This window comes from Sinorhizobium sp. 6-70, from assembly GCF_030124375.1.
Classification (GTDB): Bacteria; Pseudomonadota; Alphaproteobacteria; order Rhizobiales; family Rhizobiaceae; genus Sinorhizobium.
Genome location: NZ_JASKLS010000020.1, coordinates 19,860 through 40,273 on the forward strand (window position 1 = coordinate 19,860; position 20,414 = coordinate 40,273).

Sequence of the window (20,414 nt, forward strand, 5' to 3'; positions counted from 1 at the left end):
CCGTGCTCTGACGCGAGAATGATCCCAATGACGGAACAGCTCATCGGTTTGGACATGCGAGACGCCTTGTATGCGCGCGCATACCCTTACGATGTCTTTGACTACCAAGACAACGCCGCCAAGTTGCTGCTCGATCCCGCGTGCCGCTGGGCAGGACATGCGCGCTGTCTGGCATTGCGGCAAGCGGGAGCCTGCGCGAAGGCTGCTGCCCAGACAAGCCGGTTTCCGGCGCAGCCACTGGACGTGAAAGACCGAGTTCGCACCCTGTGGCTGTTGGCCAGCGCCTATTGGCAGCTCGCCGTTCGGGCGAAGGTGAGGGCTTGGCCGGACAGGGACCTACAGAAAACGTCGCGCGGATGGCCAGTGTGAAGTATCTCCACAAAGTCCTGACGGTGTCGACCGGCCGCAACGATATTGTTCTGGTGGCGTTGCTAATCGCGATCATTTTTATGATGATCATTCCGCTTCCCCCAAGCATAATGGATGTGCTGCAGGCCATCAACTTGGGCATTTCAGCGCTTCTGCTGATGTTGGCGGTCTATATCAAGTCACCCCTCGCGTTCGTCTCATTCCCGTCCGTACTTTTGCTGACGACGCTCTTTCGGCTGTCGCTTGGCATTGCTGCGACACGTACGATCTTGCTGCGCGCGGATGCCGGCCAAATCATCAGAACATTCGGCGATTTCGTCGTGGCCGGCAATCTCGTGGTGGGTGCGGTCACCTTCCTGATCATCACAATTGTGCAGTTTGTGGTCATCACCAAAGGCTCCGAACGCGTGGCCGAGGTCGCTGCACGCTTCTCCCTCGATGCAATGCCGGGCAAGCAAATGAGCGTCGACGGCGACCTGCGTGCTGGCAGCATCGATATCCGAGAGGCACGCCGGCGCCGTGTTGCGATCGAGCGCGAGAGTCAACTGTACGGTGCCATGGACGGCGCCATGAAGTTCGTGAAGGGTGATGCCATTGCGGGCTTGTTTAGCATCGCGGTGAACATCATAGGCGGCATCGCGATTGGTTCGCTGCAAAGGGGAATGGGCCTGTACGAGGCGCTTGAGGTCTACGCGATCCTCACCATCGGGGATGGGCTGGTCGGTCAGATTCCGGCTCTCTTCACAGCCGTCACGGCAGGTTTCATCGTCACGAGGGTAAGTGATGACGATAATGGCGCCGATCTCGGCAGTGAAATCGGCGAAGAGGTCAGCGCACAGCCACGTGCACTGATCGTCGGGTCATTCATCCTCCTCTTGTTCTCTTTCGTGCCTGGCTTTCCGATGGCGATCTTCGTGATCTTGGCACTATTGGCGGGGGGCGGTGGCTGGCTACTGCAGCGCAGTCGGCAGCATTCAGCCCCGGTGTTGTATTCCGACTCGAAGAACGGCGGGGTCCTTTTACCGGCATTGGACGGGTCTGCCGAGCAGGGCAGCCAGGGCGGCAGTGGCATCGTGCCGACCGTACCTGTGATGGTCGATATTGGCCACGACGTCCAGCTAATTATCCAGCCAGATCTATTGAATGAAGCGGTGGCCGCCGTGCGGCAGACAATTCTTGTCGATCTCGGCATTCCCCTTCCAGGGATCAAACTGCGGGTCAACGATAGCTGCAAGGACAGAGCGTACATCATCATGCTGCATGAAATACCGTGTGGTGAAGGAGAGCTACGGTCGCAACACCTTCTGGCACGCGAGACCCCCGAGAATCTCGACCTTTTGGGCGTTCCCTATGTGGATAAATGCTTCTTGCCTCAGATCGAGACAGTCTGGGTGGACCTTGCACACCGCGAGTCTTTACAAGCTGCCGGCATCCCATTCCTGGAGCCCGTTCAGATCCTTAGCTATCATATTGATCATGTCCTACGCCGACACGCTGATGAGTTCGTCGGAATTCAGGAAACGAAAATACTTTTGAACCAGGTGGAGGCGTGGCTCCCGGAACTCGTGAAAGAGGTGCTGCGCTCAGTTCCGGCGCAAACGATCTCTGAAGTCTTTCAGCGACTGGTGTCCGAAGGAGTCTCGCTGCGCAACATGCGCACCATTCTCACGGCACTCCTCGAATGGGGCCAGAAGGAAAAGGACATAGTCCTGCTGACCGAGCATGTCCGCTGTGCGCTGAAGAGGCAAATCTGCTTCCAGTATTGTAGCATGAACCTGTTGCCGGCCTACATTCTGACGCCGGAAGTGGAAGACACAGTGCGTAATGCCATTCGGCAGACTTCCGCTGGAAGCTATCTCGCTCTCGACGCTCTAACCACACGCCAGATTATCGAAAAAATGCGAGAGGCGACCGGCGACCTCCACCAGCAGCCGCACAAGCCGGTTTTGCTGACTTCCATGGATATCCGCCGATACTTGCGCAAGATTATTGAAGCCGATTTCCACGGACTTCCAGTGCTCTCGTACCAGGAGCTTACTCCCGAGATCTGTGTACAGCCCTTGGCAAGGATATCGCTGCCGTGAAGAAACAAACGGGTGAGCAGGCCGAACTGGCCTTACGCGTGTTGTCCGGCCCCAACAGGGGTGCTGAGACATCACTGGGCGAAGGAGTTTGGTTGATCGGTAGCCATGACACCGATGATCTCACCTTCGCCGATCCGCAACTGGCTGGTTCGCATCTTTCCATCGCGATCACGGCGGGAGGGATCGAGATCACCGCGCTCGCGCCGGGCGTGCGCGTTGGTGGTCAAGATCTCCCAACAGACAATCCGACCGTTCTTGAACCGACCACTCCAGTTCAGGTCGGGCGGACGATTTTCGGTGTCATGCTCGCCGGGCACAGCTTTCCCGACGTAGACTCTACGCTCGAGGGCAAAATGCTGGACGCGCCGCATCTCTCCTCCGCTCTTGAAAATCCATCGGTTCTGGATGGCCACGAAGCACCTCTCTCGACGGGCTCCACACCCCGGCAATTGCGGCTTGGCGCGTTGATTTGCGGCTTCGTGATCATCACGTGCGTTGGGTTCTGGGCAGGGATGGAATGGGTTCCCGCTCTCACCTTGACCGCCGTTTCGGCTCCTGATCGGATCAAGATAGCACGCAATGTCCTTCGCGATCTGGGCATTGCACGCGACATCAAGTTCAGTCTCTCCGGCGAGAGGCTCGTCATCGACAGCGAACTACCACCTGGAGAGGGTACGAAGCTTCAAGCCGCCCTACGCGGCGCCGGGCTGACGGTTGAAGTCGCACCGAAAGGACGGCCGGCCACTCCGTCCGGTGCAAAGCTCATTGATCTCGCAACGACGGTCATGCGGGCGTTCGGCATCGAGGGCAGCGCTCGCGTGGGAGACGCAGGACAGATTGCGCTGGCTGGATACGGCCCGAGCGACGCAAGCGTCGAAGCGGCGCTTCTTCGCCTGCAGCAGGATATTCCGGGGGCGCACAAAATTGATGATGAGATCGCAACACCCGAGCGCGCCCGCGCGTTCCTGGAGACGGTGACGGCAACCCAACTGCGCCACTCCATTCGCATAGTGACGAAGCCACACGTCGTACTTGTTTCAGGAATGCTAACACCGGCCGCCTATAACGAGTGGACGGCTGTTTCTTCTCGCTTTCAGAAGAAATTCTCACCCCACATCCGGCTTGAGACGCGCTTCTCGCCAGTATTGTTGCCGGCGCCGAGAGGTTTGGACCTCGGCCCGACTCCATTCATCGTCATTGAGAATAGAAAGCACCTGAAAGTTGGCGACAACGTCGATCACGTCGGCAAGATCGTCGCCATCGATCATGACGGAGTACTTGTGCATATCGGCGAGTCTGACGTGCATGTTCTTTATCCGAGCAAGCCGAGATGGATAGCAGAGGAGGGTCAATAATGAGTGAGGATTTGATCATGTTTGACTTGCAGAGGCAGCTTTTCAATGATGTCGATGGCACATACAGATCTGCTGTTGATACAGAGTTGGAAAAATGGCGGGAATCGTTGAAACGCGAAATGGATGTCGGCGTTCCGAGGCAGGCTTTCGAAGTATTATCTGCCATTGCCGACTCAATAACTGCTGCAAGAGAGGTGGTTGATACAACATGGATGCGTTATCACGGCAATCAATTCTGAAATGGAGACGAGAATGAATTTCAATACCATAAATTCCACCATAGGCGGAGATGTTGTGGCGTCGGAACACGCTCTTAGAAATTACATGGCAAACATGAATCCCGACAACACTATGGATCAGCTTCGCCTCCAACTCGCGATGAACACGCATACTACACTCGTGAATTTGGATTCGACCCTTATCAAAGTGATCCACGAGGCCCTCAATGGCATTATTGGGAACATCCGGTGAGTGACGTAGGTCCGGCGGCTCGCGGCTCACTGCCGGGACTACATCTGCCCCCCCGTGCAGGCAGCGACGTGCTTTCGAGTTTTTGGCGCTCCGCGTCTATTCGGTATGCGTCGGGGATTATTTCCAATCGCCGACCGAGCATGCGAGACACCCGCACCAGCAACGGAACGGCCACCCGGTGACTTTAGGCGCAATCTGATGCTTTCAAGCTTTTTGCAACTACGCCACCTCCGCTATTTCAAAGGCATCGTGGATGCTGGTAGCTTTTGCCGGGCTGCGACCACAATCCACGTGGCGCAGCCGGCGTTAAGTCAACAGATGGCTGCCTTGGAAGCCGAGCTTGGTGTCCCGCTGCTGCACCGCAGCGCCCGCGGCGTCTGCCCGACACGGGAGGGCAAGGCTTTCTATCGAGAGGCCGCCTCAATCCTGCAGCAAGTGGAACAACTGCACGGCATCGTTCGCTCCACGGCGGGAGAACCGGAAGGCTCGGTAAGGGTCGGCATGTCCTCGGCGCTGGCTGCTTCCTTCGCGGGCGCCTTTGTGGGCGCCTGCCGGACTGAATTCCCAAAAGTGAAAATGCGTCTAATTACGGGAGACTTTCTCCGCATGCGGCCGCTCCTCGAATCACGCGCGCTCGACATTTGCGTGGTGTTCGAGGATGAGCCCGCTCAAGGCTTTGCGCGCCAACCGCTGTTTCATCAGCCATTGTACCTGGTCCGGCCGGCCCATGCACAAGACGTGGAATCCTCGGTTCCGCTCGAGTGCTTGGCTGAGCTTCCTCTTGTTCTGCCAACGCGGCCGAGCACAATTCGCAATGCACTGGACCGGGCGTTTGAGGCGGCCCGCGTCGTTCCGAACTGCCTCGCGGAGGTCGACACCTTCAGCAGCGCGCTCTCCCTAGTCAAGGCCGGTATCGCCAGTGCCATCATTCCCAAGAGCGACTTGTCGGACATTCCCGGCCATGAAGACCTGATCCCGGTTGTCATCGATCCACCAATGCATGTGACGGCATGCCTGATCTCCTCCCGCGACCTTCCGCTCACCTCCGCCGCCGAGGCTGTAAGCGCCTTGCTCGTTACGCAGGTGGAAAAAGTGAATCAGAAAGACCTCACATTGGATGCGAGCGCGGCTTTTTCAGGTAACCGGTCTCGTGGGTCGGCTACTCGAGATAATCGAGCATCTCTTGTACCAGAAAGCACCATCGAGTTGTCCGACTACCGGATGTAAGGCCGCTGCAATTTCATATTGGCGCCGCTTCAATGTGGATTCGAGTCGCCGAAGTGGGAATGGATGGGTCAAGCCTCGAAACCTTGCGCGAGATCAATGCGGTCATGCCCGATTGATGCTGTTGAGGCTGGATCATCGGCGTAGTTGAGGAGTGGTGCGATGCGAATCGGGAGTGACCGCCTCGGCGGCTTTGCGGCGTTAAACCAAGAGATCGTTGACCGACTGGCAGAGACCCCGAGTGCGATGACTGCGTTCCGCCAAGCGGTTCACTCACTTACCTCGCTGCGTTCTCGGAACACGCAGACCCCACCTGCGAGGAGCCCTGAACTGCCATACGGCGGCCAGGAAAAGCATAGCGGGGAAGGTACGACGGCAAGCGGAACGGGAGACCGATCAAGCCTTTCCGCGCGCGTGGTGAAGTACGGCTTGTGCCTCGCAGGTGCCGGCTACGCCTACGATAAGGTCGCTAATGACTTCCCCCTTTCCACGACCTCGCTGCATGATGGGAAAAGGGGCTTCACCAGCAACCAACGGCTGAAGGTGGCCCAGGCGAAGGCGAGGGAATATTACGCGCTCTATCACGCCGCAAGCCACGAAACTCAGCGTTTGAGTGGGCGCTCCCTCGTTCCATTTCGTACCTGCGGCAACAACCAGTTCGTTACTATGATCGATTACCGGGCGGCGACCCGCGTCCACGTCGTGCAATTGGTGGATTCCGCAGAGGCGCGCGGGTCACTCGTTCGCAACCTAGCCTGCATGAAGGGCCATCTTGTGAACGACGAGTGCGTGGCCAAGTACAAGCCGCCGCAGGTGCCGAATGATCCGGATCTGACGAAGAGCCCCCTTTACAATCAGAAGAATAAGTACGCGCTGACGGGCGTGCTCAATAAGGATACCGGTGCCTACGGATACACCTCGAGGTCGGTCACTCAGCCCTTCGTGAACAAGGGGGTGCAGCACTTTCGAGATACCATCCAAAGTGAGAAAGGGCTGACATTCAAGCGATGCACCGAAATGCTCGAGGCGCTGCTCCAGAGGGACAGCGGGCTTAGCGAGGAGATCCAGTTTGCGGCCGGCCAGGCTATCTTAAACTTCAGGCAGGTCTACGCTGCGGATGCGCACTGGGGACATGCCGAGAACGTCTTGATGAAGACTCTGGCCGAGCACGGTTTGCTATCACTGTCGGAAACCGCGAAGCTCGATGCGACTCTGATGTTTGAGGATCCCGACAAGAACAGGCTGAAGCGTAACACGAGTTTGGTGGGTCCATGGCTGCACAAACTCGATATCCGGCTCCAGGAAATTCGATCAGGTCACGATCCCGCAGTGGTCGCGGATCTGAACCACCCGGATATCGCGCAGATGAGATACCTCCCCATCGCGCATTTCAAGTTGAACGAGCAGGGAAATGGTTTCGAGGACTGCTCCGGATTCGGCGATTCATTCACGTGCGCCAATGCCGTCGCCTGCATTAACCACGCGCGCTTGATGAGTGGTCAGCAGCGGCTCTCAAAGGAGGAGGTCATAGTAATCGTGGCATGCCTCAACGCCGTGTACGACGACACGAGCTCAATCCGGCATACGCTCCATGAGATAGCGCGTGGCTGTTTCGCGGGCGCTGGCTACACGATCGAGGATGCGGATGAGTTCTACGCGGGTGTCTGTCGAAAGGCGGCGGAAGAGTATTATGGCGGCAGGAGTCTTTCGAAGATTGGGTAATGATGGTGGAAGTCTCCAGCAGCCGCCTGGAGGAAGTCTGCCCCTAAGATAGCTGATCGCTTGGCGGCATGTCGCGAAAGGAGAAGCGCCGCCTCACACTGGCGATCGAGCGCAAGAAGCAGCGACGTTCCGCCATCGAGCTGGTCACCGCCATCGCAAGGCTGACATCGCATGGCCCGCAATTACCTCGCGGACGAATGCGGAGATGAGATGCCGCTGGAACAGGCGCATCCGCACCATTTGTTTGACGGCCGACACCACTGTCCATTAGTCGACAGAGATTCGCTCTGCGCTGTGGGAACCCTGATGCGAAAATCTCTTGTGCCGACCGGCTGCGAGTATGTTTGTGCTCCATATCCGAGTGGCACGTCCTTTGCTTGATCTCATACTGTCGTTCCACCACAGAAACCAAGGGATAACCTAAGAAGGTTCCATCTCGATGCATCCCGTCGGACCGAATGATGATGTGACTTGTTGTCCGGCTGTAGTTGCTCGCGGTGATTGCGCATCAATTGTTAATGATGAAGAACCGACACCATCGATTGCTCAGCCTCATTTTGCACAGCGGTCGGAAATTAGCGCAGAGGAACCGAGGGCGCGGCTTGCTCGTGTAGCCGGCGCTTGCGCGATGCTAGTTGGCGTGGGGCATCATAGCGCGGTAGAGGTCGCCGAGAGCGCCCTCAAGTATACAGGGCAAGATATACGAAGCGTGCTTGATGATCCGGTCACACACGATGCTGCGCATTTGCTTGGCGCAGGCGCTCAACGGATCTCCTTACGGAACTTTTTGAAGGTCAGACGAACAACTTTATGCGCTCAGCAGGTTTGGGCGAAAGCTGATCGCATCATGATATCGGGATATTTGTGCGGATACCGCGCCATTGTCCTGGCGGCAGAGATTGACCGCTGCGCGCCAATCGCGATGGTCCCATCCGGTCGCTTTATAGGGGATGAAATATGAGGGGCATTGACGGGGCGGGCAAGGCTCCCATTTCGGGATTGAGCGCCAACGAATTTGATCCCGCGGACGAATCTCCTGCTGGACCGGCCGTTGACCTTGAAGAAGCCGGCCAATCATCCAGCTCCGTCGTAGAGCAGACGCGCTCTGAACCTCAAGGGTCAAGCGCTTCCTCCGATCGCAACAGGCTGCGCACCAGCGGTGTCCTTCCACTATCTCCGGAGTTACTTGCTCATATTGCTGAGCAGCTCCGCCCGATCGATCTCCTGATGACATCACAGACAAATCGCCAGTTGCGTGATGCCGCCCGACTATCGGCGGATTTTCAGGAAAAGCGTCGCAGACCTATCCTCGTTCAGTCCGTCTGGAACAGGCTAACGGCGCCCCAACCGGGCGTCGCGGATCGCTTTGCGGCGTTGATGAACGCCGACGTGATACAATCATTAGCGCCCAACTTCAATTTCTTCACTGGGGTGCAGCAGGAGCGCCTCGTCGCCCTCGCCGAGGGGCTTAACGATCCCGATCGTCGCCTCTCGGCTGTCGAAGGTCTCGGAGCGGGCATGGGAGGGCTTTCGCCCGCACTCCAGGAGCGCCTCGTCGCCCTCGCGGAGGAACTTAACGACCCCGAGCATCGCGTCGCGGCTCTGCAAAGCCTTGGACCGCGCGTGGGAAGGCTCGCGCCCGCGCTCCAGGGGCGTCTCGTCGCTCTTGCCGAGGAGCTTAACGACCCCGAGCATCGCGTCGCGGCCCTGCGAGGTTTTGGACCGCACGTGGGAGCGCTTGCGCTCGCGCTCCAGGAGCGCCTCGTCGACCTCGCGGAGGGGCTTAATGACGCCGAGCATCACCTGTCGGCGATTGAAGGCTTCGCAGTGCGCATCGACGCGCTTGCGCCCGCGCTCCAGGAGCGCCTCGTCGCCCTCGCGGAGGGGCTTAATGACCCCGAGCATCACCTGTCGGCGATTGAAGGCTTCGCAGTGCGCATCGAAGCGCTTGCGCCCGCGCTCCAGGAGCGCCTCGTCGCCCTCGTCGAGGGTTTGAACGACCCGGAACATCGCGCTCAAGCTCTACAGCGTATCGGAGTGCACAAAGAGTTTGCGCCCGCGCTCCAGCAACGTCTCGTCGTCCTTGCCGAACTTCTTGACGATCCAGAGCGCCGCGCTCAAGCGTTGGAGGGCCTATCGGGCGCGGGAGAGCTTGCGCCCGCGCTCCAGGAGCGCGTCGTCGCCCTCGCCGAGGGGCTTAACGACCCCGAGCATCAAGTCCCAGCCCTACAGGGCCTTGGACTGGGCGTGGCAGAGCTTGTGCCCGGGCTCCAGGAGCGCCTCGTCGTCCTGGCTGAGGCGCTTAACCACGCGGGGCATCGCGCTGAAGCTCTTGAAGGCATGGGTTTGCGAGTGGGACAGCTTGCGCCCGCGCTCCAGGAGCGCCTCGTCGCGCTCGCCGAGGGGCTTATCCAGCCCGAGCATCTCATCTCGGCCCTGCGAAGCCTGGGAATGGCCGTGGTAGGGCTTGCGCCCGGGCTCCAGGAGCGGCTCGTCGCGCTCGCCGAGGGGATCGCACAGCCCGTGGATCGCCTCTCAGCCTTGTGGGGCTTGGCAGCGTATGCGCGAGTGCTTGCTCCCGGCCTCCAGGAGCGCCTGGTAGCCCTCGCTGAGGGGCTTGACGGCCCCGAGCATTACGCTTCGGCCATAACTAGCTTCAGACGGAGCACGGCAGGACTTGCGCCTGCGCTCCAGGAGCGCCTCGTCGCGCTCGCCGAGGGGCTAAACATCCCCGAGCATCGCCTCATGGCCCTGGGAAGCCTGGGAGGGAGTGTGGGAGCGCTTGCGCCCGCGCTCCAGGAGCGGCTCCTCGCGCTTGCAGAAGGATTTAACCACCCCGAGCATCGCGCTTTGGCCGTGCGAAGCCTGGGAGCGGACGTGGAAAGGCTTGCGCCCGGGCTCCAGGAACGCCTCGTCACCATCGTCGAGGGGCTGAACGACCCCGGGCGTCAAATCTTGGCTCTGCGAAGCCTGGGAGCGGGCGTGGGAGCGCTTGCGCCCGCGCTTCAGCAGCGCCTCGCCGCGCTTGCCGACGGTCTCGCCCAGCCCGAAGATCGAGCTCGAGGCTTGGCGGCACTGTGGAGGTAGAATCCGGAGCTTTCCAAGTGCCACTCCGGTCATTGAGGGCACTCGGGCTCCGTGGAGCACAATCGCTAGCTTCGGTCACGAGTCGCTGGTCTATCTTGCTAAGGGATTGATTACGTGGAACAAAAGTGTTCGTTCCGGATTGACGATGCTTGCCCGATATCTCAAGCCGGGGAGGGCGCTTCGCGCTCTGAGGGCGGCAACTCTAGGCCGCCGGTGGATCAATCTGCCCAGGCGCCAGTGCGAAGTTTTGATCAAGACGAGTTTTGGCGGAACATGGATCAAGCCGGTCAAGTGCCGGCCGGCAGCATTGAATGGGCGAACTTTTGGCGGTCGATGTCTCCACCTGCCCATTCGCCGGGGCCAAGTGTCAAATCAGCCACGCCCGCCACCCTGGGATCAAGCAGTCGGGTCAGGGGTCGCATTCTTACCCCACGTCCCCCATCGATTTCCTAGAACCTATAGGCAGCGCATTCTCGCCTCCATCGGAGATGAATTATGACGGGCATCGGCAGACTTGGGAAGTCGCACATCGAGGATGCTGGAGCCGATGGCACATGGGGACCGAGCAGTTCGCACCCGGAATCAAGTCTTGCCCCGGGAGAGAGCTGCCAATCATCCGGTTCGGTCGTGGAGCGGACGCGCTCTGGGCCTCAAGATACAGGGACGTCCTACGCTCGCATCGCGTGCCGTGCCGATGATGCACTTGGGGACAGGTTTTCCGATCCCTGCGGGGGCACCCGTCGAATTTTGAGCGCTGCGCTACGTGCAGCAACGGCGCCACGGCGGCACGTGCAGCCGCTGCGCGGTTTTCCCTCATCGCCCGAGGCTGGCGCGCCAGTTCGAAAAGAGAGCCATTTGCGTTCTGATGACAGATCCTGGCTCCATGATCAACAACCCTCAAGCTCGCAGCCAGATGCGCTTCCACCTTATAGGCAAACCGTGTTCGACATGGATGCGCAAACACGACGACCACGTGCAGGGGATGTAGCCGCGCGGGGTGTCCAAGTCGCAAGCTCGGCAACACACCTTGAAGAAATACACCTTAATGACGCTCTGCACGATCTTTGCTTCGTTAGCGACATCGCCACATTCTCTCGCGCGGTCATGGAACATGACCATAAGCTGCGGGGCCAAGCGGGGCACGCAACATTCCTCCAAAAAGCCGCAGCCGAGTTCAGGCGTCGATTTGTCCCAAGATGGGGACAAGATGCCCGCGCCTGGTCCTGGCCGTATGCCACGACGTGCAACGCACTCAGTCGGGAGGCTGGAGGTCAGGCAGGTATGGAAGCTTGCAAGGCCATGGCAGCTCAGGTGTCGATGTTTGACCACGCGCTGAACGGAATCGAAAACAAGGCGCTTTCGCTCTTCGTATTGTCGTTCAGTCGATATCCCCGGGTGGCGGAATGCCGCAACGGAATGATCAGCATTGCCGAATTTTTTCGTGATCAAAGGGAAGTGCTTCGGGACCTCAACGGTCAAAGTCTGGCCCTGCTGGTCAACGGTTTCAGCAAGTGGCCGGAACACGAGAACGCTCGTGAGGCTACAGTAGCAATCGCCGTCGAGATCCGTCATCATGCCGACCGGCTCTCCGGTTTTGAACCACAGAATTTGGCAAACTTGGTGAACGGCTTCAGCAAATGGCCGGAGGACTGCCATGCCGCCATAAATGCGATCGCTGGTGAGATCCGTCACCGCGCCGGCCGCCCCGACCGGCTTTCGGACCATACTTCCCAGAACTTGGCCAATCTGGTGAACGGCTTCAGCAAGAGGCCCGAAGGAGCCCAGTGTCGTGGCGCTGTAGTTGCAATCGCCCGGGAGGTCTGTCTTCGGGCCGACCGACTGTCTCGTTTTTTGCCGCAAGAGCTGTCGAACCTGGTGAACGGCTTCAGCAAGTGGCCGCGAGAGGCTAAGTGCGAGGACGCCGTAGCTGCGATCGCCCGAGAGACCGCCGACCGGGCGGACAGACTGTCTGCATTTATTCCGCAGGATCTGACCAATCTCTTGAACGGCTTCTCCAAGCGGCCGCAAATGGGGGACTGCCGCCGTGCTGCGGTCGTGATAGCCACAGAGGTTATTCGCCGCGCCGATCGTGGTGTCTTGAAGAATGCTTTTATTCCGCAGCATCTGGCGAACCTGGTGAACGGCTTCAGCAAATGGCCGGACATGGGGGACTGTGGCCGTGCTGCGGTCGTGATAGCCACAGAGGTTATTCGCCGCGCCGATCGTGGCGCCTTGAAGAATGCTTTTATTCCGCAGCACCTGGCGAACCTGGTGAACGGCTTCAGCAAATGGCCGCAAACGTGGGATTGTGGCCGTGCCGTAGTCGTGATGGCCACAGAGATTATTCGCCGCGCCGATTGTGGCGCCTTGACGAACGATTTTAGTCCGCAAGAGTTTGGGAACCTCGTGAATGGTTTCAGCAAATGGCCGCAAACAGTAGAATGTCACCGCGCTGCAGCTGCAATCGCCAAGGAGCTCACCGGCCGACGAGGCCGACTGTCTCAGTTCAGTCCGCAGGGGCTCGCGATCCTGGTGAACGGCTTCAGCAAGTGGCCCGACAGCTGCCGCGATGGTATCGTTAGCATCGCCACCGAAGTCTCTCACCGTGCCGACCGGCTCTGTGGGTTTGATCCGCAGGGCCTTGCGAACCTCGCGAATGGTTTCAGCAAATGGCCTGACGAGACGTGCTGTGGCGAAGCCCTCCTTGTGATCGCTGACGAGATTTTTCGCCGCGCCGAGCAGCTTACTGAGTTTGATCAGCAGGGGCTGGCGAATCTCGCGAACGGTTTCAGCAAATGGCCCGAACAAGCGGGCTGCGGCGAAGCCATCGTCGCGATCGCCGGTGAAGTCCTTCGCCGGACAGAAGAACTGGCTGATTTCAGCTCGCAGCATCTGGCGAACCTGGTGAACGGCTTCAGCAAATGGCCACAAGAGGAGGACACTCGCCGCGCCTCGATCGCGATTGTCGGTGAGGTGCTTCGCCGCGCCGACCGCATCGCTGATTTTACCCCGCAAGGACTGGCGAACTTGATGAACGGCTTCAGCAAATGGCCGGAGGAAGCGGCGTGCCACCAGGCGATAGTGGAAATTGCGCGCCAACTCGGCGCCGGAGGCCAGCGATTCGGAGCCTTCACCACACCTCAGCTCTGCGTTATTGCCAATGTTCTGGCGCGACATGTCACGCAGGGAGAGGACCTCGGAGAGATTGCTGAGACCGGTCTGGTGAAGGATCGGTTACACCAGCTGGCCCACTACCTTCAGTATGCCGATGATAGACTGGGGCAGGCAGACGCTCTCAGCGTCGCCACCCTGTTGAAGGCGCTTGCCAAGGCCCAGCTATTTGATGACCTGAGTTTCCTGGCGCGAGCAGGGCTAGAGCGGCTCACCGTGCTGCTCCGTGCCCCTGATTTTGTCATCAACATTAACCTCGAAACCATGGGTAATCTTTGCGCCGCTCTGTTGCCGCTGGCGCGCAGCCCGCAGAAGCAACTGCACTGGCACCGGAGGCAGGCTCTAGGCTTGCTGAACGACATTCAGCCGGTCGTCGAGCGAAAGATCGAGGCCCATCTTAGAGCAAGTAATGCCGAGCGCATCCGTGGACCGGCCTCCAGTCGTTGTCCCGCCTTGTCGATCTATCAAGCGCTCAAAGTCCGTGTGAACCTGGAGGCATTATACCGGCGACCGCATGTCGTAGGCGTGAAGTCCGATTTGCGGTTGAGGCAGCAAGAGCTGCGGCGCAAGACCAAGGAGATCCTAGTCAGCACGCGGGACCTCATCGAAGGCGATCTTTCCAACATGAGCTGGAACGTGATCGCGGAAATCGAAGCGGAGAGCCCGGTCGATGCGCTGGACACCTTCATGGCGCGGAATGCGACGGCAGTCCAGGCCCAACATCCCGCGTCGGTCTTCGATGTCTATCAGGTGCTTCGAGCCATGGACCAGGAGCCCAGACCGCCCGAAGGTGAGGCGGGACTGATGCGGTTGCCGGTGGTAGACATGCAGGGCCGGCGAATAGCCACAGAACCGGAGACACGCTATTCGGTTTTCCATCGCCTGACCTCGGGCGCTTTGCCAGTGGTTGCGGTGCAGCTACCGGGAATGCCGAGCGCCTTCATGCTGGCACGTACACTCACCGTCGAGGGTGTACCGTACCGCATGGATCTGTTCGGCGGCAGCAAGCTAAAACCGCCAAATCCGACCGTGTCGCAGGTCGCGGCCCGCCCTCCGGGTGCGGAGACAGCCATGCGCGGCGGGGGAAAGCTGCTGGCGATTCCGTACGCCGAAACCGCACCGGGCACGGCGTTCGAGCAGCTAGCGCGCGCTTGGGCCCCCTTCAAAGAGGCATATTATTACACGCAGCGCCGGGGTTTTGCGGCGCCTCCGGCAATCAACGGCCTCGGACCTCACGACTACGCGCTGGAAGGCGCCTTCAAGCTGTCGCTGCTGCCGGACCGCCGGGCCACCGAGGCGCACCCCTTCAGGTTGACCGGCCCGCAAGGCTCGATCGCCTTGCGACCGCATGACGGCTGCGGCTTCATCAAGGCTTCCTTGGCCGAACGTATGCAGGCAGTTCGCCGGGCCGGCCCACAGCAAGGTCCTGACCGGCTGCCTGCCTTTGGTGAGCGAAGGAGATGCTCCATTCCTGCGTCGGCCCTGCAACATTATCCGCGCAGCGAACTGGTGGCCGATGAGGTGCGAAAGACGGCCACCAAGTGGCTTGAGACCAGACAAGGGCGCGAGTTGACGTCCGAAGAGCTGTTTCGCACCGTAACGGCCGGACACATCGACGGTCCCGGCGCAGTTGCCGTACCGTCCAGTGATGACTGCCTCCATGTGCCGACGCTCAAAAGCGAGACGTTGACCGGGACGAGCGGTGTGCTGATCGGGCGAGCCCCCTATGACAAGCCCAACCTGCGCCCGTTCGCGGCCGAGCAAGTCAGGTCGGCGGTTGATCGCGATCCTACCGCCGTGTTTCTAGATAGCTGTACGGCCATCCAATACAGCTTCAATGTCGCCCAGAAGTCGGGGCAGGAGCTGACTGCCGACGATCCGATATTTTTTGCCAAAGGCATTCTGATCGTGGTCCCAGATAAGATGTGGCCGGCCGAGTTCGCCGAGCGGGGGCTGGTGATGTCTGCTGAAGACGTCAAGTGTCATTCGAACTGGACGCAGAGCAAGGACCGCGTCAAGGTGGATACACCGGTCGACTGCGTCGGCATCCTGCAGGCGACCGAGGTGTTCGCTCCGGGGTCTTTGGTTGCTGTCCCGACCGGCGAACAGAATAAGCTTGACGGTGACTTCGACGGGGATACCGTCGTTATCGTCGGGGACCGGCCACAGCTCTATGAGCATGTGCGCGCGTTCGATCAAAAGGAGCAAGCTCGCGGACTTCGCTCACTCAAGCCGCCCAAGTCGCATAGCCCGGCGATCGCGGCGGATGGCTACCAATTCAGTCGTGGCCGCCAGATCCTCTCCGCCACGCAGAACACCCTGGAAACCTATAGCTGCCTGCAGCGAAGCTTTCTGGCTCAATCCCATGAAGGACGCCGTTGGTTTGCCGAGCGTGCAATCTTCGGCACATATGAGGGCATTCACCACGAGCTCGGGCGAGAGATCGCTCGGCTGTTGGGTCAGGAACAAGTAAGTAGCGGGGACATCCTCAACACGCTCGCGAGAGCCAGGGACGAGGTTGAGATCGCCAAAAATCCGGTCGCCCGCGAATTGGCCGAGTTGCTCGTCGCCGACCTCGTGGCATGGGCAGCGAGGCCCGACCCGCAACTCCAGACCGACACAGTCGAAGGCGTGAGCGGCGCAAAGCTCACTGTGAGCCCACGGTTCTGCGAGCTTTTCCCGGAGCTGGCGGAGACCTATACGGCAACTCCTCAGCCGCGAGACCGCGTCCAGCTCTTGCTCGACCATTATCCTCCGCGCATTCATCCCCACCCGGATGGCTACAATCCCGACGACCTCGTACAAAGTGCAAACAACCTCCTGAGCCTCGGCATCAAGGTCGGCACCGACGCCTATAAATCCGACACTGGCGCCCGTCTCTTCATGAAGAAGAGCGGGACGCTTATGCAGTTGCTGTCACAGGCGCCGGGGCTGAGATCCGTACCCTACGTCAAGAACATCGCGGCGCACCTCAAACACGGAACGCTCTGCGTCGAAGCGACCTTGGAAGACCTGAAGAACAATCCCACGCTGGCAGCTTCAGTCATGGAAGCCTCGCTCAAACTTGCAACGGAGGAGGGTATTCTGCCCGCACCCTCTGGCCGCCGGTCTGCCCTCGAGGATTCCGCCATGATGATCACGCTCAGCCGCGAGGAGGCCTTGGAGCGCGCCACGATTGAGGCTGCCCGCGCTCGGGCCGAAGAAAGCAAAATCACCGAGGCGGCACTTAGGGTTGCCGCAAGCCTGAGGACAGCGGACATCCAGGTGAATACGCCTCATCTGGAGCACCGCTTGCGATCGAAAGCCTCCATGACTGACCAACTCACCGGGATGAGCATCAGGTCATGCGACGCGCAACTCATCAAAAACGCCGTACGCCATGTCTTCGAAGTTCCTGACAAGGATTTTACGCGCGCCTTCAAGAAAGCCATGCTTGCCTTCGACGAGCTGGGATATGCCGAGATCAGCACGACCAATTGGTTCAGAGTACGGACCCCGACTTTCATCGGCATCAAGACTGTGCTCACCACGCCGGACAAATATCGCTTCGAGGTGGAGTTCCATACGCCAGGCAGCTACCGGGCCAAGCTTGTGAACCACGACGCCTATAAGAAGCAGGACGCGCTGCGGCAAGAAGCGGGCGCAGATGCTTTGCGGCGGGCGGAGGAACTCGCGCAGCATACTAGAGAGGTCTGCAGCAACGTCGCGATTCCCGATGACGCCGTGGGCATACCTCATTGGGGAATAGAAGAAAATCGTGGGGGAAGTGCCGCTACGGCATTTGGATTGCAAGCTGTCGCACAGCCAAGAATGCCTCAAATCGCCAGCTCAACGGAGGCAAGGGAAATTGTCGCGGCCATCGGCATGCGGCCGGTCGTGCTCATCGGCATGCCATGCGCCGGTAAATCCACCATTGGCGATGCCTTTGCGAAGCGGCTCAGGCTGCCCTTCGTCGATACAGACAAAAAAATCAAGGAAAGAACCGGTAAAAAGATATCCCAGATATTCGAGGTCGAGGGCGAGGAGTATTTCAGGAAGTTGGAGGCGGATGTGATCGCTGATTTGCTCAAGACGACGGAGCCCGTGGTGATCGCGACCGGTGGCGGCGCGATCCTGCATGAGCAAAGCCGGTGCCTCATCGGCAAGAAAGCGCTTTCGATCTGGCTTAATACCCGGCTCGAAGTGATCGAGAAACGCCTCAAGCATGATACGAGCCGCCCGCTGCTGCAAGGTCCCAACCGGAAGCAGAAGATTGCCCAACTATTCAGAGAGCGGAAGCCGTTTTATGAACAAGCCGACTTCACATTCGCCCCGTCCCACAAACAAGATAAAAAGAACGCGGATCTCTGCTTGACGGCGCTGCACGCTCATCTTCACGGCGAGGCGGTCGCCGCTGAGCAAGCTTCCAGCACAAACGGTGTCAGGCACAACATAGTCTTTCCTTGATCGCGCCCCTTGATGAAAGCTGCAGTCAGTACGGATCCATTTGCAATAAGGAAGGACCCGCGGAGCTCCCCGATGATCGGTCGCCGCACGAGTATGTGCGGAAGCCGAGCAACAAATGAGCCATCGTCCGGAATGATAGCGACCATGGCATCCTCAAAGCCCAACCATTCGCGTGTGAGCGGGGACCATGCCTCGAAGATGCTTTCCTTGACAGAGGAGCCGTCCCGGATGCCCAGGCGACCTAAGACGCCGCTCTTCATGCGCAATGAGCGACGGCACGCCCGGCGGCAGTTCTTCGTCTATTTCTGCATAAATCCAACCGCAATGCAGTTTTCTGCGCCCTGATGCTTACGATGAAGGAGACCCCGAGTGGCTTTAACTAAGCGCCGAGCTCGAGATAGAAATGCCCGGACAGGATGCCCGCGGGGCTTACAGCCCGAACTCGTTCTTAAGCGTATGGAGATCGTTGAGAAACTGCTCACGCATCTTGGTCGTGTAGATGCGCGTGATTTTGCCCTGGTTCTGGCGCTGAACGATCTTGCGCAGATCGGACGTGCGAGCTCTCCACGTAAGGCCGTCGGTCAAGAACAAGAGGGGCGTATCGTGACGTTTTGCCGCGATGATCGCATCTAGGTCTCCAATGATGTCCGTCATCTTTGAGCCGGTGGCGCCATAAGCTTTGGACTCTATCACGATACGCGGCTTATTCCGGTCCGGAACGACAACGTCGCATTTTGCTGTTGATCCATCTGCGCCCGTAAAGGTGCAGCGAGTCTCATACCCTCCTTCGCCGAAGACCTCGGCTACTAATGCTTCGGCGAAATCTTCCAGGCCTCTTCCACGGCGTTGTCCTTGAATGGCCGACCCGCGCCCAGAGCGAAGCCGCTCCACCAGAATATCGCTCCATACTGGCTGATAGTTTATTGTTGTTGCCATCGCCTCAAGGAGGCCGAGACTCTCCAATGCGTCAAGGTAACCCTGCGGATCGCTTGCAAATCGCTTCGCTCCAATTCCGCCGCTGCCGAGGATGTTGCGCAGTTCCGTCTCCATGCCATCCTTCGACAGAGCGAGGAACAGCCGAACGCAGAGAAGCCCCTCTTCGAATTTGGCGTTCAGCAGAGCTCCGACGTCGGCACGGCTGTATTCGGTCTTCTTCGGCAGGGCGGAAAGCGAGGCAATTGCTGACGCTGCGACATCGTCCATCCAGTCGACTGACAGCGGGCTAAGACTGGCAACTACATCGTCGATGGTTTGTTCGATGACCTGCATTAACGTCCGACAATCAGGTATTCGGTGACGGCTGACCGCTCGACGCGGCTGTGCGTACCAAAGTGATAGCGATGCGGCTTTTCAAAAACTCGCACGCTTGACTTATGTTTCCGCATAAGGTCTTCCAGAATGGGCAGGTCGGGATATCCGTTTGAACTGTAAGACAGAACGATAGTGCATTTCTTGAACATGGAGAAAAGCCGGTCGAATGCGTCAACAGCCGTCTTGCGATAACTGAATGGCGTATACCGTTTGGCGATTTTCTTGACCTTGGTCGTCCCATCGATGGGCATATCTTCCCAATAGCAGGACAGCCCCTCCAGGAAGTGATATCGTTTGATGTAGCAATTGTCGTCGGAGCGCGGAACATAAGGGGGGTCGAGATAGACGAGGTCCACCTTTTTTGATCCGACCTCGAATACATCTCCCCTCAAGGCCCGGTTCCGCCGGCCGTTGTCGAACACGGCGTTGTTGTAGACCTCGATCTGTTCGAGAAAGTGCTCCTCGAGCGAAAGACGCAAATCCCGCCGCCCGTCGTTATAGTGATCGAGATTTCCCGAAATTGTGAAAACACCACGAGGCTGACGCTTTACGCAGGAGCGGAACAAGGCCGCAAATGCGAGAGCCTGCTCATGTCGTCCTTCAAGCTGTCGAATCTTGCCAGAAACTCGATCCAGAAACCTCAAGTCCTCCGCTGTATAGAATACGTTTTGAAACGTGCGCTCGATGAAATCGGTCGCGTCCGGATCGGGGTCTATCAGTTTCTTGATGCTTTTGCCGTCGAGCCTCACATTATTGTTTTCAATGGTTGCCCGCGCGACGAGGCTGGAGAAATTGAGAAAATCGGACGCAATGACGCGTCGCCCCATGGCCTTCATGAGGTAACCGACGCTGCCAGTACCCGAAAACGGGTCCATCCCACTTTCGAAATCGAGGTCATTCAGAATCTGATAAATCCACGGCAGCAGGCGCTTTTTCGAGCCCATGTACCGCAGTTCCGGGTACTTGGCTGATTGGACTGGCGCGTCGGGCTCGGTCCACTTGTTCGCAAGCGGAACGACTGTATCGTAAGTGGAAGATCTTGCTGCCGAATCTCTCATGCCAAGATCCTAGCCGATAGGATGTACCGCGCGCAACGAATGTTCCCTGCCACGCACGAGAAATGGCTATCAAGCTTAGCGCGGGCGAAAATTGTTGCCATTGCCGCCTGATTACG

General features: G+C 58.9%; 11 protein-coding genes. 9 read left to right on the forward strand and 2 right to left on the reverse strand.

All coding sequences use genetic code 11. The features are described from left to right. Nucleotides 1-27: 27 nt before the first annotated feature. The 9 genes from QN222_RS27450 (at nucleotide 28) to xopAD (ending at nucleotide 17,929) form a co-directional block, all read left to right on the forward strand. Nucleotides 28-369: a hypothetical protein gene (locus QN222_RS27450; RefSeq protein ID WP_283965044.1), complete on the forward strand. Its 342-nt coding sequence runs from the start codon at nucleotides 28-30 to the stop codon at nucleotides 367-369. Further along, nucleotides 357-2,453: a type III secretion system export apparatus subunit SctV gene (gene sctV, locus QN222_RS27455; RefSeq protein WP_283965045.1), complete on the forward strand. Its 2,097-nt coding sequence runs from the start codon at nucleotides 357-359 to the stop codon at nucleotides 2,451-2,453. The genes QN222_RS27450 and sctV overlap by 13 nt, the downstream gene beginning before the upstream one ends. Further along, a complete protein-coding gene (locus QN222_RS27460; protein WP_283965046.1) occupies nucleotides 2,450-3,808 on the forward strand; it encodes an FHA domain-containing protein in 1,359 nt (452 codons plus the stop codon). Before sctV ends, QN222_RS27460 begins: the two co-directional genes overlap by 4 nt. Further along, the gene (locus QN222_RS27465; protein WP_283965047.1) at nucleotides 3,808-4,047 is read left to right on the forward strand and encodes an EscE/YscE/SsaE family type III secretion system needle protein co-chaperone; all 240 of its coding nucleotides are present in this window, start codon (nucleotides 3,808-3,810) and stop codon (nucleotides 4,045-4,047) included. Before QN222_RS27460 ends, QN222_RS27465 begins: the two co-directional genes overlap by 1 nt. A gap of 13 nt (nucleotides 4,048-4,060) precedes the next feature. Beyond that, nucleotides 4,061-4,279, forward strand: coding sequence for an EscF/YscF/HrpA family type III secretion system needle major subunit (locus tag QN222_RS27470; protein ID WP_283965048.1), 219 nt, complete (start codon nucleotides 4,061-4,063; stop codon nucleotides 4,277-4,279). 198 nt (nucleotides 4,280-4,477) lie between these two features. Continuing rightward, on the forward strand, nucleotides 4,478-5,506 hold the full coding sequence (locus QN222_RS27475; protein WP_283965049.1) for a LysR substrate-binding domain-containing protein: 1,029 nt from the start codon (nucleotides 4,478-4,480) through the stop codon (nucleotides 5,504-5,506). 159 nt (nucleotides 5,507-5,665) lie between these two features. Beyond that, nucleotides 5,666-7,225, forward strand: a complete 1,560-nt coding sequence (gene xopAG, locus QN222_RS27480) for a XopAG/AvrGf1 family type III secretion system effector (RefSeq protein WP_283965050.1) — start codon at nucleotides 5,666-5,668, stop codon at nucleotides 7,223-7,225. Between the two features lie 1,227 nt (nucleotides 7,226-8,452). Beyond that, complete coding sequence (locus QN222_RS27485) at nucleotides 8,453-10,312, forward strand: hypothetical protein (protein ID WP_284005684.1); 1,860 nt, start codon at nucleotides 8,453-8,455, stop codon at nucleotides 10,310-10,312. Nucleotides 10,313-11,611: 1,299 nt separating this feature from the next. After that, nucleotides 11,612-17,929 carry a XopAD/skwp family type III secretion system effector gene (gene xopAD, locus QN222_RS27490; protein ID WP_283963488.1) on the forward strand — a complete coding sequence of 2,106 codons (6,318 nt, stop codon included), beginning with the start codon at nucleotides 11,612-11,614 and terminating at the stop codon, nucleotides 17,927-17,929. Between the two features lie 429 nt (nucleotides 17,930-18,358). Here xopAD and QN222_RS27495 read toward each other — a convergent pair whose 3' ends face one another. Further along, nucleotides 18,359-19,198 (reverse strand): DpnII family type II restriction endonuclease, encoded by an 840-nt coding sequence (locus QN222_RS27495; protein WP_283963487.1) that lies wholly within the window; start codon nucleotides 19,196-19,198, stop codon nucleotides 18,359-18,361. Continuing rightward, the gene (locus QN222_RS27500; RefSeq protein WP_283963486.1) at nucleotides 19,198-20,298 is read right to left on the reverse strand and encodes a DNA adenine methylase; all 1,101 of its coding nucleotides are present in this window, start codon (nucleotides 20,296-20,298) and stop codon (nucleotides 19,198-19,200) included. The genes QN222_RS27495 and QN222_RS27500 overlap by 1 nt, the downstream gene beginning before the upstream one ends. Nucleotides 20,299-20,414: the final 116 nt, after the last annotated feature.